17 protein-coding genes are annotated in these 17,096 nt (G+C 72.8%); 16 read left to right on the top strand and 1 reads right to left on the bottom strand.

The window, feature by feature from the left end:
• Positions 1-112 precede the first annotated feature (112 nt).
• From Ae150APs1_RS14695 to Ae150APs1_RS14645, 11 genes are all read left to right on the top strand, one after another.
• A complete protein-coding gene (locus Ae150APs1_RS14695; RefSeq protein ID WP_075298189.1) occupies positions 113-727 on the top strand; it encodes a hypothetical protein in 615 nt (204 codons plus the stop codon).
• 65 nt (positions 728-792) lie between these two features.
• Positions 793-1,572 carry an IclR family transcriptional regulator C-terminal domain-containing protein gene (locus Ae150APs1_RS14690; protein WP_075298187.1) on the top strand — a complete coding sequence of 260 codons (780 nt, stop codon included), beginning with the start codon at positions 793-795 and terminating at the stop codon, positions 1,570-1,572.
• Between the two features lie 67 nt (positions 1,573-1,639).
• Positions 1,640-2,911, top strand: a complete 1,272-nt coding sequence (locus tag Ae150APs1_RS14685) for an MFS transporter (RefSeq protein WP_075298185.1) — start codon at positions 1,640-1,642, stop codon at positions 2,909-2,911.
• Positions 2,908-3,981 carry a cupin domain-containing protein gene (locus tag Ae150APs1_RS14680; protein ID WP_075298183.1) on the top strand — a complete coding sequence of 358 codons (1,074 nt, stop codon included), beginning with the start codon at positions 2,908-2,910 and terminating at the stop codon, positions 3,979-3,981. Before Ae150APs1_RS14685 ends, Ae150APs1_RS14680 begins: the two co-directional genes overlap by 4 nt.
• A gap of 51 nt (positions 3,982-4,032) precedes the next feature.
• Positions 4,033-4,878 carry a fumarylacetoacetate hydrolase family protein gene (locus tag Ae150APs1_RS14675; RefSeq protein ID WP_075298181.1) on the top strand — a complete coding sequence of 282 codons (846 nt, stop codon included), beginning with the start codon at positions 4,033-4,035 and terminating at the stop codon, positions 4,876-4,878.
• Positions 4,879-4,883: 5 nt separating this feature from the next.
• On the top strand, positions 4,884-5,570 hold the full coding sequence (locus Ae150APs1_RS14670; RefSeq protein ID WP_075302114.1) for a maleylpyruvate isomerase family mycothiol-dependent enzyme: 687 nt from the start codon (positions 4,884-4,886) through the stop codon (positions 5,568-5,570).
• 184 nt (positions 5,571-5,754) lie between these two features.
• Entirely contained in the window at positions 5,755-6,753 is a 999-nt protein-coding gene (locus tag Ae150APs1_RS14665; RefSeq protein WP_075298179.1) for an LLM class flavin-dependent oxidoreductase, read from the top strand.
• Positions 6,754-6,756: 3 nt separating this feature from the next.
• Complete coding sequence (locus tag Ae150APs1_RS14660) at positions 6,757-7,512, top strand: glucose 1-dehydrogenase (RefSeq protein ID WP_075298177.1); 756 nt, start codon at positions 6,757-6,759, stop codon at positions 7,510-7,512.
• 67 nt (positions 7,513-7,579) lie between these two features.
• A complete protein-coding gene (locus tag Ae150APs1_RS14655) occupies positions 7,580-9,532 on the top strand; it encodes an acetoacetate--CoA ligase (RefSeq protein ID WP_075298175.1) in 1,953 nt (650 codons plus the stop codon).
• A 2-nt stretch (positions 9,533-9,534) separates the two neighbouring features.
• Complete coding sequence (locus Ae150APs1_RS14650) at positions 9,535-10,281, top strand: LLM class flavin-dependent oxidoreductase (RefSeq protein WP_075298173.1); 747 nt, start codon at positions 9,535-9,537, stop codon at positions 10,279-10,281.
• A 49-nt stretch (positions 10,282-10,330) separates the two neighbouring features.
• Positions 10,331-11,197 (top strand): alpha/beta hydrolase, encoded by an 867-nt coding sequence (locus Ae150APs1_RS14645; RefSeq protein ID WP_075298171.1) that lies wholly within the window; start codon positions 10,331-10,333, stop codon positions 11,195-11,197.
• 16 nt (positions 11,198-11,213) lie between these two features.
• Here the strand turns inward: Ae150APs1_RS14645 and Ae150APs1_RS14640 are convergent, their stop codons facing one another.
• Positions 11,214-11,684, bottom strand: a complete 471-nt coding sequence (locus tag Ae150APs1_RS14640; protein ID WP_075298169.1) for an SRPBCC family protein — start codon at positions 11,682-11,684, stop codon at positions 11,214-11,216.
• A gap of 394 nt (positions 11,685-12,078) precedes the next feature.
• Here Ae150APs1_RS14640 and Ae150APs1_RS33605 point away from each other — a divergent pair, with 394 nt between their 5' ends.
• From Ae150APs1_RS33605 to Ae150APs1_RS14615, 5 genes are all read left to right on the top strand, one after another.
• Positions 12,079-13,317, top strand: coding sequence for a LuxR C-terminal-related transcriptional regulator (locus tag Ae150APs1_RS33605; RefSeq protein ID WP_139316918.1), 1,239 nt, complete (start codon positions 12,079-12,081; stop codon positions 13,315-13,317).
• A gap of 270 nt (positions 13,318-13,587) precedes the next feature.
• Entirely contained in the window at positions 13,588-13,848 is a 261-nt protein-coding gene (locus Ae150APs1_RS14630; RefSeq protein ID WP_075298166.1) for a hypothetical protein, read from the top strand.
• 152 nt (positions 13,849-14,000) lie between these two features.
• On the top strand, positions 14,001-14,870 hold the full coding sequence (locus Ae150APs1_RS14625; protein WP_238591915.1) for an ABC transporter permease: 870 nt from the start codon (positions 14,001-14,003) through the stop codon (positions 14,868-14,870).
• A gap of 16 nt (positions 14,871-14,886) precedes the next feature.
• Entirely contained in the window at positions 14,887-15,768 is an 882-nt protein-coding gene (locus tag Ae150APs1_RS14620; protein ID WP_075298164.1) for an ABC transporter permease, read from the top strand.
• Between the two features lie 489 nt (positions 15,769-16,257).
• Positions 16,258-17,004, top strand: a complete 747-nt coding sequence (locus tag Ae150APs1_RS14615) for an ATP-binding cassette domain-containing protein (RefSeq protein WP_227012848.1) — start codon at positions 16,258-16,260, stop codon at positions 17,002-17,004.
• Positions 17,005-17,096: the final 92 nt, after the last annotated feature.

Below are 17,096 nucleotides of genomic sequence, written 5' to 3'. Positions count from 1 at the left end.
GGGGGGGGGGGAGGTGTCGTGGCCGCTCACTCGATCGGCGGTAGAGGGCGGAGATCGCGGTACCTACATTTCCCTCTCGCCGAGTGCGTCGCGCCCGGCATTCACTCCCCTCGTGCTTTTCTCGGTCGCCCGAACCCCTGCGCGCCACTTCTGCGTTCCGGTCGACTGCACGACGATCGACATGGAGGTCTCCGTGAACCGGAGTTCCGTTCTTCTGGCCTCGCTCGGGAGCCGGCTCCGCCGGGGTGTCCCGCACCGCGTACTCACCGTGCCCTTCCTCGTCGCAGCGCTCCTCCTGGTCGCGTCCACGACGGGCGCTGCACCGGCTTCCGCGCGAACGACGAGGCCGGACTGCCGGAACGACGCCCTCGGTGGGCTCGATGTGCAGTACAACCGCGTCCGGGTCTTCGGTCAGGTCGACTGCCGGGAGAAGCGTGGCGACTTGCCCGACAGCATCGTCCTGTCGGTCACCCTGACGAACGACACGCTCGCCTCGTCGGAGAACAATCAGCAGACCGAGGAAAGGAGCTGGTCCGCCGGCCCCATCGGTGCCGAACTCGTCTGTATTCCGGGCCATCGGTACCACTACGTCATCACCAGTCGCGTGACCTACGAAGGCGGACTGTGCGACTTCGGCGACTGCGCGAGCGATCCTGTCGAAATCGACTACTGCGGCGATTTCGAGGTCCCGCGCTCGAATCTGTTCTGTGCTGCCGACAGCGCCTGAGGTGTGCGACCCGGATACGGCCTCGCGAGCATCGGGATTCTGTTCAGCAGGCATAGAGTTCTGGCATGCAGAACCGACCCGCGTACAGCATCGATTCCGTCGACCACGCCCTGCGCGTCGCGATCCTCCTCGGGCACGAGGGGGCCGTGCGCGTCATGGACGTGGCGGACCGCCTCGGGGTGGCCCGCTCCACGGCGCACCGGCTGCTCGCGACGCTGGTCTACCGGGGTTTCGCGGAGCAGGACGCGCAGCGCCGGTATGTCGCCGGCCCGGTCCTGCGTGACACCGCGGTCGTCGAGCCGGTCGCCGACCTGCGCCGCATCGCACTGCCGCACGTGCGCGAGCTGGCGGCCGCGACCGCCGAGACGGCGAGCCTGGTCCTGACGGTCGGGATGCGGACCCGGTTCGTCGCCACCGTCGAGTCCTGCCAGGTGCTCCGGGTGGGCGATCGCGAGGGGCGGGTGCTGCCCGCCCACCGCGCGTCCGGTGGCAAGGCGGTACTGGCCCGGCTGGGGGAGGGCGAGGTCCGCGGGCTGTGCGCGGAGACCGAGGGCGAGGACGGCGGCCCGGTCGACGTCGAAGCGCTGCTGCGGGAGCTGCGCCGCTGCCGTCGGCGCGGGTTCGCCGTCAACGACCAGGCGACAGAGTCCGGGGTCTCGGCGATCGGCCGTGCCGTCCCCGGCGGGACCGGCGGGCTCCGCCCGGCCGTCGTCTGCGCCATGCCCAGTACGCGGTACCGGCGGGACCGGGTCGCCGGCCTGGTCGAGCACCTGACGGTCGCGGCCGGCCGGATCGGCACGGAGTGGGCGGACGAGTGGGAGGCGCGGCGCGGCGCGCCGGAATGAGCGTCATCCGATTCCTCTGAGAAGAATCTTGTTCAGCTCTCTACAGAATCTCCCTAGCGTCCGTCGCATGGCACCGATGCCCCCGCGGCGGACGGCGACGACCGTCACGCTGCTCTGCTGGAGTCTCGTCGTCCTGGACGGCTACGACCTGATCGTCTACGGGACGGTCCTGCCCGTACTGGTGGACGAGCCCGGATGGGGCCTCACCCCGGCGTCGGCCGGCACGATCGGGAGCCTCGCCTTCGTCGGCATGCTCGTCGGCGCGTTGACGGCCGGAGCGCTCTCCGACCGGCTCGGCCGTCGCCGCACGATCCTCGCCTGCACGGTGGTCTTCTCGGTGTGCACCGCCGCGTGCGGTCTGGCCACCGACCCCGCGACGTTCGGCACGCTCCGGTTGCTCGGTGGCGTGGGACTGGGTGGCCTGGTGCCCGCCGCGAACGCGCTGGCGGCGGAGTTCGTCGCGCCGCACCACCGGCCGCTGGTGGCGACGCTGCTGATGTCCGGCATCCCGATCGGCGGCTCGGTCGCGGCGCTCGTCGGCCTGGGCGTCCTGCCCGTCGCCGGCTGGCGGCCGATGTTCCTCGCCGCGCTGGTCGCCATGGTCGTCGTCCTGCCGGTGTGTGCGATGTGGCTGCCGGAGTCACCGTCCTGGTCGCGTGCACGTGGTGACGCCGCGCGGTTCGTCGCTCCCGGGCGGCGCTCCGGGCCGGGGACGGACCCGGTGGCCGGCCAGCCCGGGATCGGGACCCTGTTCCGCCCGCCGCACCGTGGCCCGACGCTGCTGCTCGCGCTCTCGACCACCGCGACCCTGTTCACCTGGTACGGGCTGGGCACATGGTTGCCCCAGCTGATGCGGACCGCAGGTGTCGATCTCGGCTCGGCCCTCGGGTACCTGCTGGTCCTCAACCTCGGTGCCGTGGCCGGATCGGTGGTCGCTGCGGCGGTGGCGGTCCGGTTCGGCCCGGTGCGCGTCGGCATCGCGGGCTGCCTGCTCGCCGCGGCCGGGCTGCTGGTGCTACTGACCGGCCCCGGCACCGTGCCCACCTACCTGGCGGTCGTCCTCGCCGGCATCGGCACGCACGGGACGCAGTGCCTGATCATCGCGATCGTCGCCCGCCGCTACCCGGCCGGGATCCGCGGCTCGGCGCTCGGTGTCGCACTCGGGATCGGGCGGGTGGGCGCCGTCGCTGCACCACAGGCCGGTGGGCTGCTGCTGGCCGCCGGCCTCGGTCCCGGCTCGAACTTCCTGCTGTTCGCGCTGGCCGCGACCGTCGCCGCGCTCGCGCTCTCGGCGCTCCACCCCGCCCGCCCGAGCCTCCCGGAAGGAGCGCCCGCATGAACCACCCTGCCGGGACCGATACCGACCCGGAGCTGGACGCGCTCCACGCGGGTCTCGCCGAGCAGCGAGTCGTCCCGCTGTGGACCGAGATCGGGGACCTGATGCCGTCCACGCCGCGACCGCGTGCGGTCGCCCACCGTTGGTCGTGGCCGGCGCTGCTGGAGCTCGCCGAGCGGTCCGGGCACCTCGTGCCCGTCGGCCGGGGTGGGGAGCGGCGTGCGCTCGCGCTCGCCAACCCGGGGCTGGGTGGCGCGCCGTTCGCGACGCCGACGTTGTGGGCCGCGATCCAGTACCTCAACCCGCGCGAGGACGCGCCCGTCCACCGGCACACGCAGAACGCGTTCCGCTTCGTCGTGGAGGGCGAGGGCGTGTGGACGGTCGTCGACGACGACCCGGTCGCGATGCGTCGCGGTGATCTCCTGTTCACCCCCGGCCGGCGCTTCCACGGGCACCACAACCGGGCGGACGTCCCGATGGCGTGGCTGGACGGGCTCGACATCCCGCTGTTCCACCACCTCGACGCCGGGTTCTTCGAGGAGGGGCCCGACGAGGTGCGGGACCGTTCGACGCCCCCGCGGTCCCGGTCCGAACGGTTGTGGTGCCACCCGGGGCTGACGCCGGTCGGCGCCCCGGCGCCGGGCCGGTGCTCACCGGTCGGCGCCTATCGCTGGGAGCACACCGACGCGGCGCTGGCGGACCAGCTGGCACTGGAGGCCGAGGGGCTGCGCGGGGTCGTGGAGCCGGGGCACGCCGCCGTCCGGTTCAGCGATCCCGGCACGGGCGGGGACGTCCTGCCGACGATCCGGGCCGAGATGCACCGCCTGCGGCCGGGAGCCCGGACCGCGACGAGGCGGGAGGTCGGGTCGTCGGTCTGGCAGGTCTTCGAGGGCGACGGCTCCGTGCAGGTCGGTGGCCGGAGCTGGGCGGTACACCGGGGCGACCTCGTCGTGGTGCCGTCCTGGGCTCCGTACGTGGTCCGTGCGACCACCGGCCTCGACCTGTTCCGGTTCTCCGACGCGCCCGTCCTGGAGCGCCTGCACGCCGACCGCGTGCTGGTCGAGGACCACTGAGCCGGTCGTCCACACCGTTCCACCACCACGACGAGGAGAAGGAGCACCACCGTGCGACTGGCCACCCTGCGCACCGGGACCGGTACCCGGGCCGTGCGCGTCGACGACGGGACGGCGACGGAGATCGACGCCCCGGACGTCGGCGCCCTGCTGGCCGACCCGGACTGGCGGCGACGGGCCGACCGGGCGGCCGGCGCCGTCCACCCGACGGCCGGGGCCGATCTCGCGCCCGTCGTCCCCCGGCCCGGCAAGATCTTCTGCGTCGGCCTGAACTACCGCACGCACATCCGGGAGATGGGGCGTGACGTCCCGGAGTTCCCGACGCTGTTCGCGAAGTTCCCCGAGGCACTGGTCGGGCCGGACGACGCGATCCGCCTGGACCCGGAGTCGTCCTGTGTGGACTGGGAGGCCGAGCTGGCCGTCGTGGTCGGCAGGCGGGCCCGGCGGGCGTCCGCCGAGGACGCGGCCGCGGCCGTCGCCGGGTTCTGCGTGATCAACGACGTGACCATGCGCGACTGGCAGTACCGGTCGACGCAGTGGTTGCAGGGCAAGACCTTCGAGGCGACGACCCCGCTCGGCCCGGTGCTCGTGACACCGGAGGACCTCCCGGGTGGCGTACGCCCCGAGCTGGGCCTGCAGTGCATCGTGGACGGTGAGACGGTCCAGCGGGCGGACACCGGGGACCTCGTCTTCGACCCGGTCACCCTCCTGGCCTACGTCTCCCGGATCGTGACCCTGCAGCCCGGGGACGTGATCGCCACCGGTACCCCGGGCGGCGTCGGGCACGCGCACGACCCGCGCCGCTACCTCACCGCGTCGTCGGTCCTCCAGACCCGCATCGACGGGCTCGGCGTGCAGCGCAACGAGGTCGTGGCCGCTTCCGGGGTGCCCGCGTGACGGGCATGCACCTCACCGCGAGGGAGTGGTCCTGGGCCGGTGCCGGCACCCGGCTGCTGCTCGACGGCATGTCCGGCCTGGCGGACGACGAGCTGGACGGACCGTCCGCGCTGCCCGGCTGGACCCGGCGGTACCTGCTCGCGCACGTGGCGTCGAACGCCGAGGCGCTCCTGCGGCTGCTCGGCTGGGCCCGGACCGGCGTCGAGAACCGGATGTACGCCTCGGCGGAGCAGCGGTCCGCCGAGATCGAGCTCGGAGCGGCCCGCGGCGACCTGCGGGAGCGGGTACGCGACTCGGCCCACCGGCTGGACGCCGCGGTCCGGGCCATGCCGGACGCGGCGTGGCGGTCGGAGGTGGTCACCGCGCAGGGCCGGACCGTTCCCGCGCGCGAGGTCCTGTGGATGCGGGCGCGCGAGACCTGCGTGCATGCCGTGGACCTGCGGTGCGGCACCGGGTTCGCCGACCTCCCGCCCGCGTTCCTGGTCGCGCTGATCGAGGAGGTGGTGGGCCGGCGCTCGGCCCGGCCGGGGCCGTCGGTCCTGCTGCACGCCGCTTCCGCCCGGTACGAGCTGTCCGGCTACGGGCCGCGGCAGGTCGTCGAGCTCCCGCCGGCCGATGCGGCGGCCTGGCTGGTGGGCTGGAGACCCGCCGGTCCCTCGTCGGGGCTCCCGGAGCTGCCGCCGTGGTTGTGAGCCACCGGGGCCCGGACGGGTCGGTGCGTACGACGGTGGACGGCTCCCCGTCCGATCGGTTGTGGCCGATTGATTTTTCGGGTCGAGATCGATCTCCTGCGCCTGATCGTAGGTAGGGTCCGCGAGGCAGAGACCCACGTCACACTGATCGAGGCGCTGTCATGCCGCAAGGAGGCCGCATCACATGAAGCTCGCTCTCTACCTGCCGAACTTCCGCGACAAGGTGACGATCAAGGAGCTGACCGACCTCACCGAGCTCGCCGAGGAGCTCGACTTCGACTCGGTCTGGACGCTGGACCGGATCGTCGTCCCGGAGGCGTCCGACCACGAGGGGCTCCAGTACTCGTTCGGCATGATGGACGGGCTGCCGAACGCCCTGCCCGTGAGCTCCCGCGGCCAGTGGTTCCAGGGCTACCCGCTGATCCCGTGGCTCGCCGCGAAGACCTCGAAGGTCCGCATCGGCATGAGCATCATCGACACGCCGTTCCGTTCGCCCGGTGTCCTCGCCGCGGAGCTGTCGACGATCGACCACCTCTCGAACGGCCGGCTCAACGTCGGTGTCGGGTCCGGCTGGATGCCCGAGGAGTTCGCCGCCGCGAGCGCCGCGCACATCTTCCCGAAGCGGCACAAGCACGTGCGCGAGTCGATCGAGATCATGCAGGGCATCTGGGCCGCCGAGAACGACCACTTCGAGTACCACGGCGAGTTCGCCGACTTCGACAAGTGCGGGTTCGGAGCGAAGCCGCTCCAGCAGCCGCGTCCGCCGATCTTCATGAGCGGCCTCAAGGACCCGCTGCGCTCGGCGCGGCGGATCACGAAGTACGACCTCGACGGGTGGATCGGCATCCAGGACTCCCCGGAGGGGCTCGGGAGGTGGCGGACCGCCATCGACGAGCAGTTCGAGGAGATCGGCAGCCCGAAGCGGTCGAAGGACCTCGAGATCTGCAGCATGATCTGGACGGTCATCACCGACGAGGACACCGACCAGACCGTGAACGGCATCGCGTCGAACCTGCTCGTGGGCTCCGAGCGGCAGGTCACCGACCGGCTGAAGGCCTACAAGGAGGCCGGGATGACGATGCCGCTGATCTGGCCGCCGTTCGCCGACGTCCCGGTGTCGAAGACGCTCGACGACCTCAAGCGGATCAAGAACGACATCATGCCGAAGGTCGAGGCGTCCTGACCGATGGCCGAGCTCGAGGGTAAGCGCGTCCTCGTCACCGGGTCCGGGGCCGGGATCGGCCGGGCGATCGCGGCCCTGTTCACGGAGCGCGGCGCCCGGGTCGTGATCAGCGACATCGACGCCGAGGCGGCCGGGGAGGTAGCGGCCGAGATCGGCGCCGCCGGCGTCGCCAACTGCGACGTCACCGACGAGGCGCAGGTACAGGCGGCCGTCGCCCGAGCCGTCGAGATCCTCGGCGGGCTGGACGTCCTGGTCAACAACGCCGGGATCGAGGTGGCCTCGCCGCTGCTGCAACAGTCCACGGAGAGCTTCGACCGGATCCACGCCGTCAACGTGCGGGGGCCCTTCGTCGCGATGAAGGCGGCGATCGGGCACCTGGTCGAGTCGAAGGGCAACGTCGTCAACATCGCCTCGATCGCGGGCATCGGCGGCAGCCCGCTGCTCGGGTCGTACTGCGCGAGCAAGGCGGCGGTGATCCAGATGACCCGGGTCGCGGCGGTGGAGATGCGGCCGACGGGCGTCCGGGTCAACGCGGTCTGCCCCGGCTTCGCCGACACGGCGATGGTCGAGCGCCTGGTCCCGGACTTCGAGGCGGCGACCCAGGTCCCGTTCGGGGACCTCGTCGCCATGAAGCAGGGGCGGCTCGGCACCCCGGAGGACATCGCCGAGGTGGCGGCGTTCCTCGCGTCCGACCGGGCGCCGTGGGTCACCGGAAGCCACTACGTCCTCGACGGCGGGCTGACGGCGTCGCTGGTCTGAGATCGCACGCGTCGGCGGGCCCGCTCGCGAGCGGGCCCGCCGGCTCACGCAGGGGGAGGCTGAACGGATGACCGACATCCTCTGGAGCCCGTCGCAGGACCGGATCGAGCGCTCCGCGCTGCGCGCGTACCTGACCTGGCTGGAGGAGCGCGAGGGACGGGCGTTCGCCGACCACGACGAGTTCTGGGCCTGGTCGGTCGCCGACGTCGACCGGTTCTGGCGCTCGATCGTCGACCACTACGAGGTCGCCTTCTCGGCGCCGTGGGACCGGGTGCGGACCGCCGACCCGATGCCGCACACCCGCTGGTTCACCGGTGCCCGGCTGAACTGGGCCGAGCACGCGCTGCGCCGCGGCGCCGAGGACGACCCCGCGCTGGTGTGCGTGCAGGAGGGCGGCGGCCGGGCCCGGGAGATCGCCTTCGGCGAGCTGCGCCGGTCCGTGGCGGCCGCCGCCGGCTGGCTCCGCCGGGCCGGTGTCCGCCCGGGCGACCGGGTCTGCGCCTACCTCCCGAACACCGAGCACGCGGTCGTCGGGCTGCTCGCCACCGCCGCGGTGGGCGCGGTGTGGTCGTGCTGCTCCCCGGACTTCGGCGCGGACGGGACCATCGGGCGGCTCGCGCAGCTGGAGCCCACCGTGCTCGTCGCGGCCGACGGCTACCACTGGAACGGCAAGGAGATCGACCGCACCGACGTCGTCGCGCAGCTGCGCGAGGAGCTCCCGACCCTGCGGCACGTCGTGCACGTCCCGTACGTGTCCGATCGCCCCGCGCCCGACGGCTGCACGCCGTGGGACGAGCTGCTGGCCACCGACGCGGCGCCCGAGTTCGAGCAGGTCGAGTTCTCGCACCCGTTGTGGGTGCTGTTCACCTCGGGCACCACCGGGCTGCCGAAGGGCCTGGTGCACGGCCACGGCGGGATCACGCTCGAGGGGCTCAAGTGGTCCGGGCTGTACTGCGGGCTGCGCGCCGGCGAGCGGATGTTCGCCTACACCTCGACCGGCTGGGCGTTGTGGAACATGCAGCTGGGCGCGCTCACGCAGGGCGCGGGCGTCGTGCTGTACGAGGGCAGCCCTGGGTACCCGGCCGGCGCCGTCTGGGAGGCCGCCGCCCGCACCGGGGCCGACGTGATGCTGCTCGGTGCCGCCGTCGTCACCGCGTCGGCGAACACCGGTGTCTCACCCCGGGCCGAGCACGACCTGGGCCGGCTGCGGCACGTGATGGTCAGCGGCTCGGCCCTGCCCCCGGCCGGCTACCACTGGATCGCCGAGCACGTCAGCCCGGACGTGCGGATCGACTCCACCAGCGGTGGCACCGACATCTCCGGCTCGTTCGTCGGCGCGAACGAGTACGCGCCCGTCCGGGCGGGCCGCATCGGCGGCCGGCTCGCCGGCGTCGACTGCGCGGCCTGGGACGACGACGGCGAACCGGTCGTCGGGTCGGTCGGCGACCTCGTCGTCACGCAGCCGATGCCGTCGATGCCGGTGTACCTGTGGAACGACCCGGACGCGGTGCGCTACACCGAGTCCTACTTCGACACCTGGCCCGGCGTGTGGCGGCACGGCGACTGGGTCACGCTGCACGACGACGGCAGCGTCTCCATCCACGGCCGCTCGGACTCGACGCTCAACCGGCAGGGCGTGCGGCTGGGCACCGGCGACTTCTACGACGTCCTCGAACCGATGCCGGAGATCACCGAGGCGCTGGTGGTCGGCGTCGACCTGCCGGACGACGAGTACTGGCTGGGCCTGTTCGTCGTCCCCGCACCCGGGCGCGCGCTCGACGACGACCTCAGGCAGCAGATCGTCAGCACCCTGCGGACCCGGCTGACGCCCCGCCACGTCCCGGACGAGATCGTCGAGGCCCCTGCCGTGCCGCACACCCTGAGCGGCAAGCGGCTGGAGGTGCCGATCAAGAAGCTGCTGTCCGGCAGGCCGCTGGAGAAGGCGGCGAACATCGCCTCGGTCGACGAGCCCGACGCGCTGCGCTGGTACGCCCGGTTCGCGGCGGACCGGTCGGCGTAGCCGTGCGCCTGGGCGCGACGCTCGCGCACCTGTCCGACGCGCCCCCGCACCCGGTGGCGGAGCGGGCGCGCCGGCTGGCGGGTGCGGGGTTCCGGAGCCTGTGGGCGCCCGAGATCATCGGCCGCGGCCGGCTGGTCCCGGACCCGTTCGTCGCCCTCGCCGCCGCGGCCGCCGCCACCGACGGCGTCGAGCTGGGGACGGGGACGGTGCAGGTCCCGCTGCACCACCCCGCCGAGCTCGCGCACCGGATGCTCTCGCTGCGCGCGGTGTGCGGGGACCGGCTGTCGCTCGGCGTGAGCCCCGGCTCGACCCGGGGCGACTACGCCGCCCTGGACCGGGACCACCGGACCCGTTTCCGCGTGTTCGACGAGAACGTGGTCCGGCTCCGTGCGCTGCTCACCGCCGGGGGCGACGACCACGCCCGGCTGTCCGACCCGCCGGCCGGCCGGCCGCCGCTGCTGCTCGGCTCGTGGGGCGCGAACGTCGAGAAGGCCGCCCGGCACTTCGAGGGCTGGCTGGGGTCGGGCTCCCGCGCCACACCCGACGAGATGGTCGCGGCCCTCGGCCGTTTCCGGGCCGCCGGTGGTGGGCGTGCCGTCGCGTACGCGGTCCCCGTGCCCGCGGGGGGCGACCTCGGGCGCATCGGCGAGCACCTGCGCCGCTACGCCGACGCGGGCTTCGACGACGCCGTCGTGGTGATCGGTCCGGGCGGGCCGGACCCGGAGCGGGTGCGGGCCCTGCTGCCCTGACCCGTCCCGCCGGCCGATGAGTTCCCGGTGCCGCGCCGGTCGGAACGGCATGCGCACCCACACCCTCCGCACCGACGGCGCCGAGATCACCTACGACGTCCACGGCCCCGACCCCGCTCCCGGCGGCCCGCCGCCGCTGGTCGCGATCGGCCAGCCGATGGACGCCACCGGCTTCCGCTCGCTGGCCGCGCACCTGCCCGAGCGCACGGTCGTCGCGTACGACCCGCGCGGCCTCGGCCGCAGCACCCGCCACGACGGCCGGACCGACCACGACCCGGACGTGCAGGCCACGGACGTGCACGCCCTGATCACGGCCCTCGGCGCCGGGCCGGTGGACGTGTTCGGCAGCAGCGGCGGCGCGGTGACGGCGCTGGCGCTGGTCACGGCGTACCCGTCGGACGTCCGCGTGCTGGTCGCCCACGAGCCGCCGGTGATCTCCGTCCTGCCCGACGCGGACGAGGCCCGGCGCGCCCGCGCCGCCTGGCGCGACGCCTACGAGGCGAAGGGCTGGGGTGCCGGGATGGCCGCGTTCATCGCGATGACCAGCTGGACCGGCCCGCTCACCGACGCCTACCTCGCCGGCCCGGCCCCCGACCCGGCAGCGTTCGGGCTGCCCACCGAGGACGACGGCTCCCGGGACGACCCGCTGCTGTCCGACCAGTCCTGGGCGGTCAGCGACTTCGTCCCGGACGTCGCGGCACTGACCGCGGCGCCGACCCGCATCGTGCTCGCCATCGGCGAGGAGACCGGGGACACCTTCACGGCGCGGACCGCCCGCGGCGTCGCGGCCGCGCTCGGCAGCGAGCCGGTCATGTTCCCGAGCCATCACGGGGGCTTCGCCGGCGGCGAGTTCGGCTACCCGGGCAAGCCCGCCGAGTCCGCCGCCGTGCTGCGCGGGGTGCTCGACGGCGGCTGACGGCCCTGCCGGGCGGTCAGTCCTCCCGCTCGGCGGTCGCCTTCAGCTTCTCGAGCGTGATCGTGAGCATGTCGCGGGTGAACGCCGCGCGGTCACGCACGCCGGTGACGACCCGCCCGATGGCGACGACGGGGGCGCGGCGCAGGTCCACCCAGGACTCGGTGACCTCGCAGCCGGTGCCGGTCGGCGTGATCTCGTAGATCCACTCCGCGGCGGTGACCGGGCCGAGGCGGGTCTCGAAGGCGAACCGGCGCCCGGGCGTGGCGTCGGTGACGACGGTGGTGGTGGGCCAGCGCCGCAGCCCGCGCCGGTTGGTGCCGGCGAACCGGGCTCCGACGACCGGCCCGGTGGGGGTGCCCACCCAGCGGCCGCCGGTGTTCTCCGGGCTCCACTCGCCCATCCGGGGCAGGTCGCTGACCAGGTGGTACACCGTCTCCGGCGAGGCGGCGACGGTGGTGGTGGTGGCGCTGGCGGTGGGGGTGCGCACGGGACCTCCGGGGTCGGGTCGGCGTCGGCGTCGATGTCGGCGGACATGCGGTACCGGAGTGCAAAGCTCCGGGTCGTTACACCGTACGGGTGATTGTGGCTTGCGGTCAGCCTTGCAGGTGGGCGGGCGTCGCCGCCTGCGCCCTTCCACTGTGGAATCCGCGGAGATCTCCCGACGAGGAGCGGTTCCACCTGCGTGGATTCTCTTCACACCCGTCCTCGATTTGCATCTGAGGTGACCTTCGTCGCATCATTAACCGTCAGCGGTGACTGTAACTTGGGTCGCCGGCGGCCGGGTGCGCGTCCGCACCCAAGTGGACGGCGTCGTCGTTGACCGGGAACGGCCGGGGCGAGCACTGCCCGACCGATGCCACCTCGAGGAGGAGGAGGGGGGTATGGGTGAAACCACGAGCCGCGTGGCCCACATGCGGCGCTGCGACTCCGGGGACCGGTGGCCCGGCCAGGGCCGGCAGATGCCCCGCCGGCAGGCCGGGAAGGTCATCGACCTGCTGCTCGCCGGGCGACGCCTGCTGGACCAGACCCGCCTCCCGCACCCGGAGCACGTCATCGACTTCGGCTCGGCCCGGTCGGTCCTGCGGGCACTGTGGTCCGAGGTCATGGCCGCGCTCGGCGCGAGCGAGGGGAGCCCGTCCCGCGACCTGGTGACCCTGCTGCAGGCGATCAAGGAGCTCGACGAGCAGCTCCTGCTCGACCACCTCGCACACCAGGACCAGGCGCTCCAGCGGGTCCGTGCCGCACTCGCCCACCTCGGGGAGGCGCGGACGAGCGCGGCGCTGCTGGACACCGCCGCCGCGACGGCGTGCGGTCTCGGTTTCGACCGCTCGATCGTCTCGCGCGTCGCCGACTCGCTGTGGATCCCCGAGCGGGTCCACGTCGCGAAGGACCCGGCCTGGGCGGGGGAGATCCTGGAGCTCGGCCGTACCCACCCCCAGACCCTCGACGGTCGCCTGGTCGAGAGCGAGATGGTGCGCCGGCGCACGTCGCTGCTCGTCGACCAGGTCCAGGAGCGGCCGGGGGTCAACAAGCCGATCGCCGACGCGTCCATGTCGCGCAGCTACTGCGCGGCGCCGATCGTCGTCCACGGCGTGGTCGCGGGTTTCGTCCACGCCGACTGCTACTACCAGCAGCGCAACGTGGACCCGCTCGACCGGCAGCTCGTCACCCTCTACGCCCAGGCACTCGGCCAGGCACTCACCCGCACCATGGTCCTGGACGAGATGGACCTCGTCCGGGCCGACGTCGAGCGGCTCTCGCAGCGGATCTCCGACGCCCGCGAGGGGAACCTCGGCGACGGCTGGTGGGGACACGGCGACGGCGAGGGGGTCACCGCCGGCACGCCCCCACGGGGCGTCGAGGGGTACCTGCGGAGCGTGCCGGACGATCCCTCGCTCACCCGCCGGGAGGTCGAGGTCCTGCGGCTGATGGCCGGAGGCGACACCAACGCCCGCATCGCGACCCGCCTGGTGATCTCCGAGGGCACGGTGAAGTCGCACGTCAAGCACATCCTGCGCAAGCTCGGTGCCGCGAACCGCGCGGAGGCCGTCTCGCACTGGCTGCGCAGCGGGTACGACCGGGCGGGCCACGGTCCGTCCCGTCCCACCGCGCCCCGATGACGGAGCGGCACCCGGGCCCGGCGGCGCGGCGGGGAGCCGTCCCCGTCGTGCTGCAGGACTACCTCCGGCGGCTCGACGCCGCCGCCAGGGCGCTGCCGTCCGGCGAGCGCCAGGACCTCCGGGCCCGGGTGTGGACCGACGTCGCGGCGGCCGCAGGCCCCGCGCCCACCGGCGACCGGCTGGCCCGGGTGCTCGGTGAGCTGGGGCCGCCCGAGGGGCTGGTCCCCGCCCGGGCGGGGGGGCGGGCCGGGTGGGCTGCGGGACCCGGCGGTGGTGCACCTCCTCGGCTGCTCCCTGCTCAGCGCCGGGATCACCGGGGTGATCGGCCTCGTCCGTGTGTGGCGCGCCCCCTCGTGGCCGCGCCGCGACGCGTTCGTGGCCACCCTCGTGGTCCTGGCCGGGGCGGTCGCGCTGCCGGTACTGGCCCCGGTGCATCCGGTGCCGGGGGCCGTCCTCGGCGGGCTCGGCGCCGGCGCCCCGCTCGCGGGAGTCCTCCTCGGGGTCGTCCTCCTGCGGGCCCGCCGGCGGTAGGGGGCCGGATACCCCCCCCGAGGGGGAGGGGGAACCGCCCCCCACGGGAGGTGTGACCCCGTTCGCCGCCCACGAGACTGCTGATCCGGTGGGTCCGACCTGCACCCGGCCCGCCGACACCACCGACGACTGGTCGACTCGAAGGAGAGTTCATGACCACGCCTGGGACCCTCACCCAGTCGCCCGACGACTCCGTCGAGGTACCGCGCAGAACGACGGGTGCCGGCGGAGCGGGCGTGCTGAAGAAGGCCGCCGAACCGTTCGTCGTCGCGGGCGAGATGTGGCAGCTGATGGTCAAGGTGTTCGTCCTGGCCGTCCGGAAGCCCGTCGGGTTCTGGGGCGACACCCGCGACCAGTGCTTCGACATCCTCAAGCTCACCTGGCTGCCGATGTCGCTCGCGGCGTTCGGTTTCGGTTTCGGTGCGCCGGGCCTGACCGGCGGCGCGATCTTCTACACCTTCGGCATCCCCTACCGGCTCGGTGCGTTCTTCGAGTTCGCGTCGGTGCGCGAGTTCGCCCCGTTCATCAACGGGATGGTCGTCGCGGGCGTCGTCGGTACGGCGATCACCGCCGACCTGGGCGCCCGGCGCATCCGGGACGAGATCGACGCGATGGAGGTCCTCGGCGTCGACCCGATCCGCACGCTGGTGCTCCCGCGGGTGCTCGCCTGCACGATCATGACCGCGGTCCTGGACATCCTGGCGCTGGTCGTCGGCCTGGTCAGCGGCTACGTCGCCGCCGGCCCGATCTTCGACGCCAGCTACGCGGGCTACTACGGCTCCCTGTTCGACCTGCTCAACACGGTCGACCTGTGGGGCAGCGTCGCGAAGTGCGCGCTGTACGGCCTGATCATCGGCGTCGTCTCCTGCTACGTCGGCCTGAACGCCAAGGGCGGCCCGATGGGCGTGGGCCGGGCCGTGAACCAGTCGGTCGTCATCTGCTTCGCCGGTGTCTGGGTCATCAACTTCGTGTTCACACTGACCATGCTCGGCCTGAACCCGCAGATGAGCGTCTACAAGTGAGGAGGTGTCGGGAGACATGACACAGCTCGACGACCGCGGCTCCGGCCGCGAGCCCGAGGAGTCCGAGCTCCGGGCACCCGAGAAGCAGGGCGTCGACGTCAGCCTGGGCTCGATCGCCGGCAAGATGCGGGGCGGCCTGAACGAGGCGGGCGACATCGGCCGGTTCACCGCCGACGTCGTCCGGGGCTTCCCGGACATGTTCCGGCGCTACGTGCCCGAGGTGTTCCGCCAGGCCGGGATCCTGATCTTCAGTTCCGCGCTGATCATCTGGTTCATGATGTTCATCATGGGCGGGCAGTGCGGCCTGGAGGCCAGCTACACGCTCAAGCAGATCGGCGCCCCGCTGTACTCCGCGGTGTTCGACGCCTACTGCGGACTGCGCGAGCTCTCGCCGTACATGTGGGGCTGGATCCTCGCGGCGAAGGTCGGCTGCGGCTACGTCGCCGAGATCGGCTCCATGCGGATCTCCGACGAGATCGACGCCATGGAGGTCATGGGCATCAAGTCCAAGTCCTTCCTGGTCGGCACCCGGATCGCGGCCACCGTGATCGCGGTGCCGTTCATGTACTTCGTCGGCCTGGCGATCCTCTACCTCGCGATGTACCTGGTCACCGTGGTCAACCTCGGTGGCGTGTCACCCGGCGGGTTCCTCTACCTGTTCTGGCTGTACCAGAGCCCCTACGATATGACGGCGGCGCTGACGAAGGTGATGGTCGAGTCGATCGTCATCGTCGGTGTGGGGCTGTACTACGGCTACAACGCCAGTGGAGGCCCGGTCGGCGTCGGCCGGGCGACCGCCAAGTCCATGATCATCAATCTGGTGCTGATCTCCGCGATCGGCGCGATCGGCACCCTCGCCTTCTGGGGGCTCGACACGAACTCGCCGATCGCCAACTGACCGGCCGGGGTCCCGGCCGCACCACTCCCCGCGGCCGGGCCCCGGCATCCGTCCCGATCACCAAGCCACCCCGACGCTCCCCCGAGCAGCTCCCCCGCACGCTCCCCGGCCGGTCTCCCCACCGGCCACCCGACCGGACGGTGCTCCCCGTCGCCCGGTCCGCGCACCACGGTCGCTCCCCGCTCCACGGTGCCGTCCGCACTCCCACCCCCGGGCGCGACCACCGCGCCCACGGTCCGGGACCCCGTCCCGACCGCCCCCGAAGCACGTGACCCGCGCCGGTAGCCCCGTCACCGGTCCGCGGCAGGCAGTCCAGGAGGATCAGTGACCTCGCCGAACCAGCCCGGATACACCCCTCCGGACTCCGAGTACCCCACCCAGCAGATCCCCACCGTGCCCGGTGGGGAGACGCACGCCACCACGGCACAGGCGTCGCGCGGCCCCGGGTGGTCGACGGAGACCCGTGACTTCCGGCAGGGCGACGACCCGATCGTCCAGGTGGAGGGGCTGGCGAAGTCCTTCGGCAGCGCCGAGATCCTGAAGAACATCAACTTCAACTTCCGGCACAACGCGATCACCACGGTGCTGGGACCCTCCGGCACCGGGAAGTCGGTGCTGATCAAGCACCTCGTCGGTCTGCTGGCCCCGGACCGTGGCTCGGTCTTCGTGGACGGCCGCGACATCTGGTCGATGAGCGAGAACGAGCGCTACGACATGCGGACCCGGTTCGGCGTCTGCTGGCAGGACGGCGCCCTGTTCGGCTCGATGAACCTCTACGACAACGTCGCCTTCCCGTTGCGCAAGCACACGCGCAAGACGGAGAAGGAGGTCGAGAAGACGGTCATGACCGCCCTCGACGAGGTCGGTCTCGCCAAGGCGGCGCACAAGGCGCCGAACGAGGTGTCCGGCGGCATGAAGAAGCGCGCCGGGTTCGCCAGGGCGCTGGTGATGAACCCCGACATCGTGCTGTTCGACGAGCCCGACTCCGGTCTGGACCCGGTCCGCACGTCGCTGCTGTGCGACATCATCATGGACGTCCACAACCAGCACGGCGGGACGTACCTGCTGGTCACGCACGACATCAAGACCGCCAGGAAGGTCAGCGACTACGTCGGCCTGATCTGGAAGGGCGAGGTCGTCCACTACGGACCCGCGCACGAGGCGTTCGAGCACCAGGACCCCTTCGTCAAGCAGTTCCTGGCCGGGCAGTCCGCCGGACCGCTGGGGATGGACTGACCGATGGCCGGAATCCTCAGCAAGCTGGCCGCCGGAATGGTGGCCCTGCTCGTGATCGGCGGCGTGTTCGTGGCCGCCGGTGGCACCGCGCC

It is taken from the genome of Pseudonocardia sp. Ae150A_Ps1 (assembly GCF_001932315.1).
In the GTDB taxonomy this organism is placed as follows: Bacteria; Actinomycetota; Actinomycetes; order Mycobacteriales; family Pseudonocardiaceae; genus Pseudonocardia.
The sequence above is the reverse complement of the archived record's forward strand: the minus strand, read 5'-3'. Positions and strand labels throughout refer to the sequence as shown.

What these genes read in the sequence shown, in the direction of transcription:
- Ae150APs1_RS14680 (WP_075298183.1), top strand. Translation starts at nt 2,908, where the DNA reads ATGAACCACCCTGCCGGGACCGATACCGACCCGGAGCTGGACGCGCTC.
- Ae150APs1_RS14620 (WP_075298164.1), top strand. Translation starts at nt 14,887, where the DNA reads ATGACACAGCTCGACGACCGCGGCTCCGGCCGCGAGCCCGAGGAGTCC.
- Ae150APs1_RS14670 (WP_075302114.1), top strand. Translation starts at nt 4,884, where the DNA reads ATGCACCTCACCGCGAGGGAGTGGTCCTGGGCCGGTGCCGGCACCCGG.
- Ae150APs1_RS14655 (WP_075298175.1), top strand. Translation starts at nt 7,580, where the DNA reads ATGACCGACATCCTCTGGAGCCCGTCGCAGGACCGGATCGAGCGCTCC.
- Ae150APs1_RS14690 (WP_075298187.1), top strand. Translation starts at nt 793, where the DNA reads ATGCAGAACCGACCCGCGTACAGCATCGATTCCGTCGACCACGCCCTG.
- Ae150APs1_RS14685 (WP_075298185.1), top strand. Translation starts at nt 1,640, where the DNA reads ATGGCACCGATGCCCCCGCGGCGGACGGCGACGACCGTCACGCTGCTC.
- Ae150APs1_RS14645 (WP_075298171.1), top strand. Translation starts at nt 10,331, where the DNA reads ATGCGCACCCACACCCTCCGCACCGACGGCGCCGAGATCACCTACGAC.
- Ae150APs1_RS14625 (WP_238591915.1), top strand. Translation starts at nt 14,001, where the DNA reads ATGACCACGCCTGGGACCCTCACCCAGTCGCCCGACGACTCCGTCGAG.
- Ae150APs1_RS33605 (WP_139316918.1), top strand. Translation starts at nt 12,079, where the DNA reads ATGGGTGAAACCACGAGCCGCGTGGCCCACATGCGGCGCTGCGACTCC.
- Ae150APs1_RS14665 (WP_075298179.1), top strand. Translation starts at nt 5,755, where the DNA reads ATGAAGCTCGCTCTCTACCTGCCGAACTTCCGCGACAAGGTGACGATC.
- Ae150APs1_RS14660 (WP_075298177.1), top strand. Translation starts at nt 6,757, where the DNA reads ATGGCCGAGCTCGAGGGTAAGCGCGTCCTCGTCACCGGGTCCGGGGCC.